The sequence below is a fragment of the Vibrio sp. MMG023 genome (genome assembly GCF_021654215.1).
GTDB lineage: Bacteria > Pseudomonadota > Gammaproteobacteria > Enterobacterales > Vibrionaceae > Vibrio > Vibrio jasicida.
On sequence record NZ_JAKFZP010000006.1, the window covers coordinates 178,752 to 192,339 of the forward strand.

Consider the following 13,588-nt stretch of genomic DNA (forward strand, 5'->3'; position numbering starts at 1 on the left):
CTTCACCAGATTACGAAGTTGGATACCGTCTATGGATCAAAATCCGCAGTCACAGCTAAAGTTACTTGTTATTAAAGGCAAGGAACAAGGCTATCTGACCTACGCCGAAGTAAATGACCACCTACCTGCTGAAATCGTAGATTCAGAACAGGTAGAAGACATCATTCAGATGATCAACGATATGGGTATCAAAGTAGTTGAAACTGCTCCTGATGCCGATGATCTAGCACTGAACGATGACACAAACATTACCGATGAAGATGCTGCCGAAGCCGCAGCCGCTGCACTTTCTAGCGTAGAAAGTGAAATTGGTCGTACAACAGACCCAGTGCGCATGTACATGCGTGAAATGGGTACTGTAGAGCTACTGACTCGCGAAGGCGAAATCGACATCGCAAAACGTATTGAAGAAGGTATTAACCAAGTTCAATCGTCTGTTGCTGAATACCCTGGCACTATCCCATACATTCTTGAGCAGTTTGACAAAGTTCAAGCAGAAGAACTTCGTCTAACTGACCTTATCTCTGGATTTGTTGACCCTGACGCAGATGACACTGCTGCTCCAACAGCAACGCACATCGGCTCTGAATTGTCTGAATCTCAACTAGAAGAAGAAGACGAAGAAGACGCAGAAGAAGATGAAGAAAGTGATGACGATTCAGATGATTCTGAAGAAGATGTAGGTATTGACCCAGAGCTAGCGCTTGAGAAATTCAACCAGCTACGCAGTACGTACCAAAACCTTCAGCTTGCGATCAACGAACACGGCTACGAAAGCCCGAAAGCAACCGTTGCAAACGAATTGATGCTAGACGTATTCAGAGAATTCCGTCTAACACCAAAACAGTTCGATCACCTCGTGAACGAGCTTCGTACTGCGATGGATCGCGTTCGTACTCAAGAACGTTTGATCATGAAGTCAGCGGTTGAATACGGCAAAATGCCGAAGAAATCATTCATCGCGCTATTTACAGGCAATGAATCAAGCGAAGCTTGGCTAGATGAGATTCTTTCATCTGATAAGCCTTACGCTGAAAAAATCAAACGTAGCGAAGAAGAAATCCGTCGTTCAATCATGAAGCTAAAAATGATTGAAGAAGAGACTTCTCTAAACGTTCAAAACATTAAAGACATCAGCCGTCGTATGTCTATCGGTGAAGCAAAAGCTCGCCGTGCGAAGAAAGAGATGGTTGAAGCGAACTTACGTCTAGTAATTTCTATCGCTAAGAAATACACCAACCGTGGTCTACAGTTCTTGGATCTAATCCAAGAAGGTAACATCGGTCTGATGAAAGCGGTAGATAAGTTTGAATACCGTCGTGGTTACAAGTTCTCGACTTACGCAACGTGGTGGATCCGTCAGGCAATCACTCGTTCAATCGCGGACCAAGCACGTACGATTCGTATTCCGGTACACATGATCGAAACGATCAACAAGCTAAACCGTATCTCTCGTCAAATGCTACAAGAGATGGGCCGTGAGCCGCTACCGGAAGAACTGGCAGAGCGCATGCAAATGCCAGAAGACAAGATTCGTAAAGTACTGAAAATCGCTAAAGAGCCAATCTCTATGGAGACACCAATCGGTGACGACGAAGATTCGCATCTAGGTGATTTCATCGAAGATACAACGCTAGAACTGCCGTTAGATTCTGCAACTGCGACAAGCCTGAAAATGGCAACAAAAGACGTACTTGCAGGCCTAACGCCACGTGAAGCAAAAGTTCTTCGTATGCGCTTTGGTATCGACATGAACACTGACCACACTCTAGAAGAGGTTGGTAAGCAGTTCGACGTTACTCGCGAACGTATCCGTCAGATCGAAGCGAAAGCACTACGTAAACTGCGTCACCCAAGCCGCTCAGAAACTCTGCGTAGCTTCCTAGACGAGTAATCGAAGCGATTAAAAGCAAAAAAGGTGACCGAGTGTCACCTTTTTTATTATCGGTGAAGCTAAGTGAATAAAAACTAAGCGCAATTGCCCTACCTAGTGGCTAGACACCTTGCAACGCTTCCCCTATAATCGTTGACCTATTAAGGCCCCTTAGCTCAGTGGTTAGAGCAGTCGACTCATAATCGATTGGTCCCCAGTTCAAGTCTGGGAGGGGCCACCAAATTTCGAAAAGCTCGTAGAGAAATCTACGAGCTTTTTTTGTTTTTGGAAACGCGCTTCATTTAAGCCACTAAGCTTATTAGTTTTACGAACGTTCTAGCTCGCACCTTGAGGCTTGATACTCTTGTGTTGCAGAGACTAAGTCTGGGCGATTGATCGCTCTCCACAGAAAATAAGGGGGGATCAAGAACGCGACAAAATAAAACGATTCATGGAAAAACAATTGAGCCGTATCTTCTTGATGTTCACAAAACGCCACCAAGGCACATAAATCCAACAACACACTCAATGCACCGAACACCACAGAAACCACAATTGCTAAACCAAGCAATTCTCTTAGGTAATGTTTGTAAGCCATTCTAGCAATTCCTTCTAGCGAATAAGTGCGGTCAAAATTACGCCTCTAAACCCCTATCTGAATTGACTTTTATCAACTTCACGGCCGAACAAATAAGAACTTAGTTTTATAAAAGATCACTTGCACAAATAAGAAAAAGAGCGGTAACTAGAATGCAATTGATTGAGCATTAAAAAAGCCAATCAAATGACTGGCTTTTACTTTTTTATTCAGTGGATAGTAAGACGTAGAGTTAATCGGACAAGTAATATTGAACGGTTGAAACAACGCGTACTTTTTTAATATAAGGCGTGTTGCTATCACGATCGTAAATGGAAAACTGACCTTGCGTCGCACGTTTGATTTTACCAAGCGAGCTTTGTGAATCTTTCGCGAACTTCTCTGCCACTTCACGAGCGTTCTTAGTCGCTTCTTCAATCATGTCAGGCTTGATGTCATTAAGCTTAGTAAAACTGTATTCAATGCGATTGGCATAAGGATCTTGGTTAAGCAACACACCCTGTTTGCCTAGCTCACCGATTTCATTGATAGCCGCTCTAACGACATCAATGTTCTGGCTGTAGACCGTCACCGTTCGATTGGCTAAGTAACGATACTCAATGTCCTGTTCGTTGCCATATTGCTGTGCTTTGCGGTCTGTTACGGCTGGAGAGGATAACGAGAAGTTAGATTCATCCAGTCCCTTTGCTGCGAGAAAATCGAGTACTAGCTTCGTCTGTTGATCAATCTCATCAAACATCGTCGGCATGTCATTACTCGCTACGGTAAACTGAATCGGCCAAATCACCGTATCCGCGGGGTACTCACGTTCAGATAGCCCTTTCACGGTAACCACTCGCTCGTAAGCTTTGTACTTAATCGCCGTCTGTTGGATAAAAAAGCCCAGGACACCAAGACCAATGATCAGGCTTAACCCCAGCCATACTGACGACTTATTGGTAATTCGCTCCATTCATACTCCTAATTTCGCTCAATCAATCAATTTGTTATGTCGATAAGATAGTCTAGTTATGGCAATAAAATAGCGACCGAAAGCTAAATTTGTGTCATATCGCTCGAAATGATGAGCTCGATAACATAAAATCGAACGGTGTTTTATTTTTGAGTTTATCAGTATGTTGAAAACAAAATTAATATTGCTCTGTGGACTGCTGATCTCCAGCTTTTGTGTCAGTGCCAACGAGTTTGCAGCTGAAGAATCATTAGCTGAAGAGCAAGTCACTAATGAAAACACCATTGAAGAAAATGCACAGGCTTGTTCAGAAGAATCGTGCACGGGCAAAGGTTTTGATGGACGTATACTGCTAGAAAACGAACCCACTAAGCAGGTGCTGAGCTCGCTAGAAAGCCTGGGTGAAACACTCAACTCTCTTAGTATCCTCATGTTTGCTGGTAATAAAGCTTAAATTTCCCAATACCACCTTCATTATGCTTCGCCTTTGGTCAACAAAGCGTCACCACTTTGTCACCAAAGGCTCATGTTTTTGCCTCTGAACTGTCATCTGTAATTTCTACTATCCAATCAGCAACTTATACGCTGAGGTAAATATGGATAGTTCAACCCCTTTTCGTCTCCCCCGTAAAACGCCTTTTGGTATTGGTGAAAACGTTGCTGAATGGGCAACCGGTTTAAACCAGCTGGATAAGTTCTACGCTCAACGGCCCGTTAATGCCGATACCAAAACTTTTCTTCGCTTCACGCTGGATATCTTAGGTATCGACTATCGCATTGCTCATGGTTCACTCGATTCAGTTCCTAAACAAGGAGCCACCGTCATTGTGGCGAACCACCCGCTTGGTTGTGTGGAAGGCGTGATCTTGGCTGAACTGCTCTTGATGGTCAGAGAAGATATCCAAATCCTAGCCAATCAATACCTTAAAACCGTGCCGGAGTTAGATCAGCTCTTTATTGGTGTTGATGTGTTTGAAGGCAAAGACGCCGTCAAATCGAATATGAAGGCCCTGAGGGCTGCCAATAAACACCTCGCGAATGGCGGCTTATTGCTTGTCTTTCCTGCCGGCGAGGTTTCCCAGTTAGTCGATACCAAACAGCAACGCTTGGAAGACAAAGCGTGGAGTCGAAGCGTAAGCAGCCTAATCCGAAAAAACAAAGCAACAACAGTTCCAGTGTTCATCAGTGGTCAGAACTCGAAACGCTTCTATATGGCAGGGAAAATCCATCCACTTTTGCGTACCCTAATGCTCGGGCGGGAGCTACTGAACAAACAAGCACAAACTATCGATTTATCTTTTGGCCAAGCGATCAAATTCAAAGAGCTACACACACTTAACGATGATCAAGTGGTGAACTATTTACGGCTCAACACTTACTTACTCAATCGTGAAACCCAATCGGTAAAACCCTCTGCTTCATCAGAACAACGCTCTCCAATAGCGGCAGGGTTACCCGTAGGCGAATTGCTTGAAGAGCTGAACAGCTTACCAAAAGAGTCCAAGCTGCTAACAAGTGGTGAGTTCGATGTCTACTGCACGGAGTCGCAGAATATCCCTTCCCTACTGCATGAAATTGGTCGCCTACGTGAGCTCAATTTTCGACAGGTTGGTGAAGGGACGGGACTAGCAATAGACATTGACCATTTCGATCATAATTACCTGCATCTGTTTGTGTGGGACAGAGAAAACCAATGCTTGGTGGGCGCGTATCGTTTAGGTCTAGTTGATCAACTGATTGAAAAGCACGGCGTAGCAGGCCTGTATTCACGAACGTTGTTTAACTATGACCAACGCTTTATCGACCAAATAGGTAAATCCATCGAAATGGGGCGCTCAGTGATTGCGCAGCAATATCAAAAGAGCATGAGCGCACTACTGCTGCTCTGGAAAGGCATCGCAACCTTCGTGCATCAAAACCCTGATTACACTCACCTATTTGGTCCGGTAAGCATTAGTAACGACTATAGCGATACTGCACGCCAATTGCTGGCTCAATCAATGACACTGCACCACTACGACAACAATTGCGCAGAGTACGTCACACCTTCTAACCCACTTCCTGAGCACCACCGTGACTGGAACACCAGCATGCTTACCGCTCTGGGGGACTTACAGTTATTATCACGCGTTATTGCCAGAATTGATGAAGGGAAAGGTGTCCCCGTTTTGCTGCGTCAGTACTTAAGCCTCAATGGCAAACTGGTGTGCTTCAATGTCGACCCTGCATTCAATAACGCTCTAGATGGGTTGATTACGGTGGATTTGCGCGATGTTCAAGAAAAGACGTTGGCAAGGTATATGGGACGCGAGCAAACTCATGAGTACCTCACCTACCATGCTAATAGCAACCATAAGTAAGAGCAGTGAGTAAGAAGAGAGTTGTGAGTCAATAAAAAGCAGTGTAGCGACTCTCTTTTACTTTTCTATCAATTAGATAAGAACACTTCGTGAAGTATGCCGAAGAGACTCTTATAAATACATTCTATCGAAGAGTCGCAAGGACATTGATCACACCAATCCTGTCACAAACTTTCACAAAACACCAAGGTCGACTCAGATCACATTTCATATCCAGACCAAATCAACACAAAATGTGACATTGATCGTTACTGGTATTTAATTTGAATTTCAAAAGAAATCAAAGGTGATCAAAGTCACAAAGTATTTTGATTTTAAATTTGTCAGAAGATCGAATTGATCACTAAGATTTTTATTGACAGATTTGAAAGTGGCTTTTTGTTATTAAGTTACAAGTTAATAAGTTGAACTTGGTCACTTAAAAACCGTTTCTCAGCCTAAGAAATGCGGGCGTAGATCACGAAAAACCCGTTGTCAGTTCCAATTGGAAAATGTGTGGTAAATTGATTGGGTACTAAGCAATCAAACAAACGGTTTTGGCGAACCGTTTACTACAACAAGATTCATCAGAACATCGAACGGGGAATTGTTATGATATCACCAGATGCCAAGATCAAGATACAAAATTTTGGTCGTTTTCTGTCAAACATGGTAATGCCAAACATCGGCGCGTTTATCGCGTGGGGCTTTATCACTGCTCTATTTATCCCAACTGGATGGCTACCAAACGAAACGTTAGCCTCTATGGTTGGCCCAATGATTACCTACTTGCTGCCACTACTTATCGGTTACACCGGTGGTAAATTAGTTGGTGGCGATCGTGGTGCGGTAGTCGGTGCAATCACAACAATGGGTGTGATTGTCGGCACAGACATCCCAATGTTTATGGGTGCAATGATGGTCGGCCCAATGGGCGGTTGGGCTATCAAGAAATTCGATAACTACATCGATGGTAAAGTAAAAAGTGGCTTCGAGATGTTGGTTAACAACTTCTCTGCGGGCATCATCGGCATGCTATGTGCGATCCTTGCTTTCATCTTTATCGGTCCATTCGTAAAAATTCTTTCTGGTGGCTTGGCGGCAGGCGTTAACTTCCTAGTTTCTGCTCATCTACTACCACTGACTTCAATCTTCGTTGAACCTGCGAAGATCCTGTTCCTAAACAACGCGATCAACCACGGTATCTTCTCTCCACTAGGTATCCAACAAGCGTCTGAGACCGGTCAATCGATCTTCTTCCTAATCGAAGCAAACCCAGGTCCTGGTCTAGGTATCCTGTTAGCTTACATGGTGTTTGGTAAAGGTACGGCTCGTCAAACGGCAGGTGGTGCATCAATCATCCACTTCTTCGGCGGTATCCACGAGATTTACTTCCCATACATCCTAATGAACCCTCGCCTAATCCTTGCGGCTATCGCAGGCGGTATGACTGGCGTATTCGTTCTAACTATCTTTAACGCAGGTATTGTTTCTCCAGCATCACCAGGTTCAATCTTTGCAATCTTGTTGATGACTCAGAAAGGCTCAATCGTTGGTGTTCTAGCGTCCATCGCAGCAGCAACAGGCGTGTCATTCGCCGTAGCAGCACTGCTAATGAAGACTCAAACGTCAACAGAAGAAGACGGTGATGAAGCAGCACTAGAGAAAGCAACATCACAAATGAAAGACATGAAATCTGCATCTAAAAACGATGCGGTGGTAAACAGCCAAAGCAAAGGTGACGTAGACCTAGCGACAGTACAAAGCATCATTGTCGCTTGTGATGCGGGCATGGGCTCAAGCGCCATGGGTGCAAGCATGCTACGCAAAAAAGTTCAAGACGCGGGTCTGAACGTCCACGTAACCAACCTTGCTATCAATAGCTTACCAGAGAGTGCAGATATCGTGATTACTCATAAAGACCTAACGGATCGTGCACGTAAGCATGCTCCAAACGCACACCACATTTCATTGACGAACTTCCTAGACAGCGAAATGTACAACCAGCTAGTAACTAAATTGCTAGCCGCTCAAAAACAATCCGCAGCCAATGACGACCAGATGGTAAAAGTATCGGTCATGGCTGCGAACGATGACAGCTTTGAACAACAGCAACCATCGGTATTCCAAATTCAGCGCGAAAACATTCACCTAGGTTTGAAAGCAACCAACAAAGAAGAAGCGATTCGCTTTGCAGGTAACAAGCTGGTTGAACTAGGCTACGCAGAACCAGAGTACGTAGACGCAATGTTTGAACGTGAAGCACTGGTTTCAACCTACTTAGGCGAATCTATCGCAGTACCTCACGGCACCGTTGAAGCGAAAGACCGCGTGAAGAAAACCGGCATTGTAATCTGCCAATACCCATCGGGTATCCAATTTACTGAAGATGACGACGATGTAGCGAAACTGGTTATCGGTATTGCCGCTAAGAACGATGAGCACATCCAAGTAATCACCACCATTACGAACGCGCTCGATGAGCCGGAAGCAATTGAGAAGCTAACTAGCACCAACGATGTGGAAGAGATTCTGAACATCCTTGGCGGCCAGCAAGCGGCTTAATCACTCCCTTTAATTTGCTCCTGAGCAAACCGAGGTCAGCTGTCACCCCCTATGCGGTTGGCCTCACCCTAGATTCGTTTTAGTCAACATTTTAGACATTGGTAGGTAAGAATTATGAAAAACGCAGTTCATTTTGGCGCAGGTAACATTGGTCGTGGCTTCATCGGTAAACTATTAGCAGACGCAGAAGTCGAGGTGACGTTCGCAGACGTTGACGCTCCACTCGTCGACCAACTGAGTCACAAGCAAGAATACAAAGTAAAAGTGGTCGGTACTGAGTGCCAAATCGACACAGTAACTCACGTCACCGCGGTTAACTCAGCCAGTGAAGATGTCATCGACCGCATTGTAAAAACCGATTTGGTAACAACAGCAGTGGGCCCTAACGTACTGGACATCATTGCAAAAACCATCGCTACCGGCATTGCTAAACGCTTTGCAGCAGGTAACGATAAACCATTGAACATCATCGCGTGTGAAAACATGGTTCGTGGCACCACACACCTAAAAGGTGAGGTGTACAAACACTTAGATGAATCATTGCACGCAAAAGCAGACGAGTTGGTTGGCTTTGTCGATTCAGCGGTAGACCGTATCGTCCCACCAGCAGAAGCGGCGAACGATGATCCACTAGAGGTGACGGTAGAAAGCTTTAGCGAATGGATTGTGGATGAGCAGCAATTCAAGGGCGAAATCCCTGACATCGCGGGCATGGAAAGAACCAACAACCTAATGGCATTCGTAGAACGCAAGCTGTTCACTCTCAATACAGGTCACTGCATTACCGCTTACTTAGGTTGCTTGAAAGGCCATCGCACTATTCGTGAAGCGATTGAAGACCCAAGCATTCATGCTGAAGTAAAACAGGCGATGCAAGAGAGTGGTGAAGTGCTGATCAAACGTTACGGCTTCGACCGTGACATGCACAACGCCTACATCGAGAAGATTCTAGGACGCTTTGCCAACCCTTACTTAGTGGATGAGGTTGATCGCGTAGGTCGCCAACCAATTCGCAAATTAGGTGCAAACGATAGATTAGTGAAGCCTTTACTCGGTACAATTGAGTATAGCACTGAAAATAAAACACTTTTGAAAGGCATTGCCGCTGCGTTGAAGTACACTAACGACACTGACCCACAAGCCGTAGAGCTACAAAACTCATTAAAAGAAGTGGGTGTGAAGAAGACGCTAGCAACATACACAGGTCTTGCAGAAAACAGTGCTGAAGTGACTCAAATCGAGACACTTTACAACCAACTTTGATTTACCTAGGGGAGCTTGGCTCCCCTTCTATATCCATCTCCATGAAGAGTTGGGATAGCTAATAATTAGAAATGTATTCAGTATATGGCAGATAACATCAACGAAACCGAGATCATTGAGCGATTAAACAGCGCACCATCGGTACGAGGCTTTTTCATTGCAGCAGTCGACGTTTTTAACGATTCGATCGACGGGTTAGTGCAAAGAATTTTTCGTAAAGATAACTTCGCTGTTCAATCGGTTGTCGGTCCGCTGTTACAAGATTCGGGACCGCTGGGCGATCTGTCTGTTCGTTTGAAGTTATTGTTTGGCTTGGGTGTGCTTCCCGATGATATTTACCACGACATCGAAGACATCATTAAGCTCAAAAACCATCTCAATAGCGACGCTTCTGACTACGAGTTCACGGACCCTAATATTCTAGATCCAATCAAAAAGCTGCATTTGGTGAAGAAGATGGGCATGGTGCAACTGGAAGTCAACGAACCAGATGACGACATCGACCTTGAGTTTTATCAGCTACAACTGCAACGTCAGCAACAAATCATTAAGTCAGGGCTCTCGCTTGCGATTGTCGAGATCTGCAATGAACTCGGCAAAGAGAGCCCATTCTAACGCCACATTTTATACCCAAGCTACCTTCAAAAGGATTCGAGGTTGCTTAGGTATAACAAGATAACAATGTCAGCCGCTCTACACCCAAAAACGTAGGAGCCCTACCCAATGTTAAAAGCTGTACTTTTTGATATGGATGGACTGATTTTCGATACCGAATCCATCTACAAACAAAGTTGGCAATACGCCGCTACCGAACAAGGCTTAACCATCACCGATGATTTCTACCAACAGTTCATCGGTGTCCAAGACCCTGAATGTGAAAGAATACTCGCCGAGCATTTTCAAGACGCCATCGATATGCCGCGCTATAAAGCCGTGCGAGATGAACACTTCCATAATCTAAGAAATCAAGGCATTGCACTCAAACCCGGATTCGACGCCCTGTTTTATGCCATCAAACAACATGGCTTATTAACCGCGATTGTCACCTCTTCTCACCTTCCAGAGGTAAAACACAATTTCGCAGGCAGCAAGTACCTTGCACAGTTCGATTTAGTGATTACCGCCGAAGATGTAGAACGTGGCAAACCAAACCCTGATTGCTATCAAATGGCTTATCGCCACTTAGGTGTGGACGCCAAGCAATGCTTAGTATTGGAAGATTCGAACAACGGCATCAAAGCTGCATTCGCTGCGAAATGCCAAGCTGTAATGATTCCGGATTTACTTCCACCTCTGTCGGAGCTCGAAGACAAAGTCATTATTAAAGCGTCTCTTGAGGAAGTGATTCCACTGCTGAGTCAGCTTTAGCCGCTGGAAGTATCAAGCAAAACTGGGTTTGGCCATCTTCTGAAGTGACGCTGATGCTTCCATCGTAGGCGTGAACAATCGACTGAGTGATCGACAAACCCAGCCCGGCTCCTACGCTACCTGAATGTTGGCGAGACTTGTCGACCCGATAAAAGCGGTCAAACAGATACGGCAGATTTTGCTTGGGGATCGCCTCACCAACGTTGCTGACGGTTATCTTCACAGGTTCACCAACCTGCTCAATATCAACCGAAATCGTCGTCTCGTCATACGCATGGCGAATCGCGTTGGACAATAAGTTACTGATTGCGCGCTCAAACATGTTTCGGTCCATATACAGCATCGCCTCACCTGAAGTGGTAATGGCCAGCGCTGAATCTTCCGCCAGTATTTCGAAGTACTCGATCAAATGAGCCACTTGTTCATGAGCCGCGAAGCGCTCGTTGTGTCGGTGAATCAGTTTGTTTTCTGCTTTGGCGATATACAGTAAGTCATTGATGGTTTTAGTTATCCGTTCAAGCTCTTCCAAAGTAGAAGCAATCGCTTCTTGATACTCCTCAGAACTGCGGGCAGCGCCAAGGATTACTTGGTTTTGAGTGGTGATGTTAGTTAGCGGCGTTTTAAGCTCATGAGCAATATCAGAGGAGAACTCACTCAAACGATGAAAGCCGGTTTGTAATCGATCCAACATCGCATTGTGCTTTATCGCTAACTCTCTTAGCTCGATCGGCAACGTCTCAGGGTCAATACGAATATCTAACTGTTCAGGAGTAATATGTTGGATGTGTTTGTTTAAGGTAAGAATCGGCCTCAAACCTCGATTTACTATGGTTCGGCTATATAGAGCAGAAGCTAAAAACGCAAAGCCCAGCGACCAGAATAGAATCCACCCGAGTTTATTGAGGAACAGTATATGGTGGTTAATGCTGGTGCCTATCACCACAGTGACATCTTTGGCTTTAAAGGCGAAGGCTCGAATATCCAAAGAATCTTCATGCCACTCAATTGCGTTGTTTTGATTCAAAATCTGCGGCGAACTCAGCGTGAGAGACAGTTTGTTAGGAATAGAAAGCGTTGAGTTTTTGTAGGTCTGCTCTCCCTCCTCAAACGCCCACATGTAAGCGGAGCTGTTGTCGATAAGCAAATAAGCCGACTCAGGAGAAACCATCATGGTCTTCTCTATCGCATTATATTTGCTGACCATTTCGTTATAGTCTTGAGTAAAGAAATGGCGCTCGATGGTGTAATAGAGGATAAAGGCTAAAGCGAGGTACACCACCAACGTCGTGCCGACAAACATCAGCACGAGTTTGTTTTGCATAGACAGGTTGGCTGGGCGTTTAAACATCTGGTGCTTCCAGCTTATACCCCATCCCTCTAATGGTATGAATCAGAGGCGTTTCAAATGGCTTGTCGACTTTATTGCGCAGTCGTTTGATGGCGACATCAATCACGTTCGTATCGCTATCAAAGTTCATGTCCCACACCAATGACGCAATGGTGGTCCGTGATAACACCTGACCTTCTTTACGCATCAAAAGCTCAAGCAGCGCATACTCCTTTGCCGTTAGCGTAATACTTTGCCCGCCTCGCGTTGCCACTCGCTTCATCATATCGAGCTCTAAATCGGCAATTTGCAGTGTCTGAGAAGAAGTCTGTACACGAGAAGAAGTATGATGACGAAAGACATTCTGAATGCGCGCCAGCAGCTCAGCAAACGCATAAGGTTTTACCACGTAGTCGTTGGCTCCTAACTCAAAGCCACGCACGCGATCTTCTATCTGCTCTTTAGCAGTAAGCATAATAACTGGGGTATGAATGTCACTACTGCGCAGCGTATTGAGTACTTGCCAACCGTCAAGTTTGGGCAGCATGATATCGAGAAGAATAAGATCATAAGGTTCACTGGTGGCGTGATACAAACCATCGACACCGTCGCGAACCCAATCAACAACGTAGCCCGATTCCACCAGCCCTTTTTGCAAGTATTCCCCTGCTTTTACTTCATCTTCTACAATCAGTAGTTTCAATTTCAGCCCTCTATCTCAACGGGATGCGCTCAGCATTGACGATCGCAAAAAGAGTACGATACAAATTGCATCATACTCTTTTCATTCAATGTTTTTATCGATTACTGTCGCGCTGTGCGTAGTTCACTTTCACGTTCACAATACCCAGATATTCCAACTGTCCCTGCTCGTTCATGCGCTCTTGTACCGTAACAAAACCTCCGTCCTGCAGGTGCGTGCTGTTTCTCGCGACATCGAAAGTTACGATGTTCAACTCTTTATTAAGCTCATGAGACGACATGTCTTTTAAAGAGTTTAGTTCAGCTAATGCTTGTTGATAAGCCGCATCCGAGGTTGCCGTTGGCTCAACAGAAATGGCCTTCATTTCTTCACGGCTAATGTATTTTCCACCAGTGAAAGTCGGTTGAGCGAATGCTGATGCGCTAGTGATTGCCATTGTTGTTACAAGGAGAGCGGTTTTCAGTACTTTCATGTTGATGACCTTTGAGTGTGTTTGTTTTCAATAGCTTCATTATTCAACAACACACCTGACACCAATCTATCTCGAAGATGACATTTTTGTCATAAACCAAAATAGCGATTGATTACCGATAACCACCC

12 protein-coding genes and 1 tRNA gene are annotated in these 13,588 nt (G+C 44.9%); 8 read left to right on the forward strand and 5 right to left on the reverse strand.

Annotated elements, in window-relative coordinates:
• Window positions 1–31: 31 nt before the first annotated feature.
• Window positions 32–1,894 (forward strand): RNA polymerase sigma factor RpoD, encoded by a 1,863-nt coding sequence (rpoD, locus tag L1076_RS19445; protein WP_038866174.1) that lies wholly within the window; start codon window positions 32–34, stop codon window positions 1,892–1,894.
• 144 nt (window positions 1,895–2,038) lie between these two features.
• Window positions 2,039–2,114 (forward strand) — tRNA-Ile (locus L1076_RS19450).
• Window positions 2,115–2,198: 84 nt separating this feature from the next.
• Here L1076_RS19450 and L1076_RS19455 read toward each other — a convergent pair.
• Entirely contained in the window at window positions 2,199–2,471 is a 273-nt protein-coding gene (locus L1076_RS19455) for a hypothetical protein (RefSeq protein WP_038866173.1), read from the reverse strand.
• 232 nt (window positions 2,472–2,703) lie between these two features.
• On the reverse strand, window positions 2,704–3,423 hold the full coding sequence (locus L1076_RS19460) for an SIMPL domain-containing protein (RefSeq protein ID WP_038866172.1): 720 nt from the start codon (window positions 3,421–3,423) through the stop codon (window positions 2,704–2,706).
• Between the two features lie 163 nt (window positions 3,424–3,586).
• Here L1076_RS19460 and L1076_RS19465 point away from each other — a divergent pair, with 163 nt between their 5' ends.
• The 6 genes from L1076_RS19465 to L1076_RS19490 all read left to right on the forward strand — a co-directional run bounded on the left by L1076_RS19465 (window position 3,587) and on the right by L1076_RS19490 (window position 10,958).
• Window positions 3,587–3,877, forward strand: a complete 291-nt coding sequence (locus L1076_RS19465) for a hypothetical protein (RefSeq protein ID WP_237304300.1) — start codon at window positions 3,587–3,589, stop codon at window positions 3,875–3,877.
• A 142-nt stretch (window positions 3,878–4,019) separates the two neighbouring features.
• Window positions 4,020–5,783 (forward strand): GNAT family N-acyltransferase, encoded by a 1,764-nt coding sequence (locus L1076_RS19470; protein ID WP_237304301.1) that lies wholly within the window; start codon window positions 4,020–4,022, stop codon window positions 5,781–5,783.
• A gap of 591 nt (window positions 5,784–6,374) precedes the next feature.
• Window positions 6,375–8,327, forward strand: a complete 1,953-nt coding sequence (locus L1076_RS19475; RefSeq protein ID WP_063344050.1) for a PTS mannitol transporter subunit IICBA — start codon at window positions 6,375–6,377, stop codon at window positions 8,325–8,327.
• A gap of 114 nt (window positions 8,328–8,441) precedes the next feature.
• Window positions 8,442–9,590, forward strand: a complete 1,149-nt coding sequence (locus L1076_RS19480) for a mannitol-1-phosphate 5-dehydrogenase (RefSeq protein ID WP_104025946.1) — start codon at window positions 8,442–8,444, stop codon at window positions 9,588–9,590.
• A gap of 84 nt (window positions 9,591–9,674) precedes the next feature.
• Window positions 9,675–10,205, forward strand: coding sequence for an MltR family transcriptional regulator (locus L1076_RS19485; protein WP_005437418.1), 531 nt, complete (start codon window positions 9,675–9,677; stop codon window positions 10,203–10,205).
• Window positions 10,206–10,313: 108 nt separating this feature from the next.
• Window positions 10,314–10,958 (forward strand): HAD family phosphatase, encoded by a 645-nt coding sequence (locus L1076_RS19490; RefSeq protein ID WP_237304302.1) that lies wholly within the window; start codon window positions 10,314–10,316, stop codon window positions 10,956–10,958.
• Here the strand turns inward: L1076_RS19490 and L1076_RS19495 are convergent.
• The 3 genes from L1076_RS19495 to L1076_RS19505 all read right to left on the reverse strand — a co-directional run bounded on the left by L1076_RS19495 (window position 10,912) and on the right by L1076_RS19505 (window position 13,460).
• Window positions 10,912–12,306, reverse strand: coding sequence for a heavy metal sensor histidine kinase (locus L1076_RS19495; protein WP_237304303.1), 1,395 nt, complete (start codon window positions 12,304–12,306; stop codon window positions 10,912–10,914). The genes L1076_RS19490 and L1076_RS19495 overlap by 47 nt on opposite strands.
• Entirely contained in the window at window positions 12,299–12,988 is a 690-nt protein-coding gene (locus L1076_RS19500) for a heavy metal response regulator transcription factor (protein ID WP_005437415.1), read from the reverse strand. Before L1076_RS19500 ends, L1076_RS19495 begins: the two co-directional genes overlap by 8 nt.
• Window positions 12,989–13,082: 94 nt before the next feature.
• Window positions 13,083–13,460 carry a DUF3316 domain-containing protein gene (locus L1076_RS19505; protein ID WP_237304304.1) on the reverse strand — a complete coding sequence of 126 codons (378 nt, stop codon included), beginning with the start codon at window positions 13,458–13,460 and terminating at the stop codon, window positions 13,083–13,085.
• Window positions 13,461–13,588: the final 128 nt, after the last annotated feature.

What these genes read in the sequence shown, in the direction of transcription:
- rpoD (WP_038866174.1), top strand. Translation starts at nt 32, where the DNA reads ATGGATCAAAATCCGCAGTCACAGCTAAAGTTACTTGTTATTAAAGGC.
- L1076_RS19455 (WP_038866173.1), bottom strand. Translation starts at nt 2,471, where the DNA reads ATGGCTTACAAACATTACCTAAGAGAATTGCTTGGTTTAGCAATTGTG.
- L1076_RS19460 (WP_038866172.1), bottom strand. Translation starts at nt 3,423, where the DNA reads ATGGAGCGAATTACCAATAAGTCGTCAGTATGGCTGGGGTTAAGCCTG.
- L1076_RS19465 (WP_237304300.1), top strand. Translation starts at nt 3,587, where the DNA reads ATGTTGAAAACAAAATTAATATTGCTCTGTGGACTGCTGATCTCCAGC.
- L1076_RS19470 (WP_237304301.1), top strand. Translation starts at nt 4,020, where the DNA reads ATGGATAGTTCAACCCCTTTTCGTCTCCCCCGTAAAACGCCTTTTGGT.
- L1076_RS19475 (WP_063344050.1), top strand. Translation starts at nt 6,375, where the DNA reads ATGATATCACCAGATGCCAAGATCAAGATACAAAATTTTGGTCGTTTT.
- L1076_RS19480 (WP_104025946.1), top strand. Translation starts at nt 8,442, where the DNA reads ATGAAAAACGCAGTTCATTTTGGCGCAGGTAACATTGGTCGTGGCTTC.
- L1076_RS19485 (WP_005437418.1), top strand. Translation starts at nt 9,675, where the DNA reads ATGGCAGATAACATCAACGAAACCGAGATCATTGAGCGATTAAACAGC.
- L1076_RS19490 (WP_237304302.1), top strand. Translation starts at nt 10,314, where the DNA reads ATGTTAAAAGCTGTACTTTTTGATATGGATGGACTGATTTTCGATACC.
- L1076_RS19495 (WP_237304303.1), bottom strand. Translation starts at nt 12,306, where the DNA reads ATGTTTAAACGCCCAGCCAACCTGTCTATGCAAAACAAACTCGTGCTG.
- L1076_RS19505 (WP_237304304.1), bottom strand. Translation starts at nt 13,460, where the DNA reads ATGAAAGTACTGAAAACCGCTCTCCTTGTAACAACAATGGCAATCACT.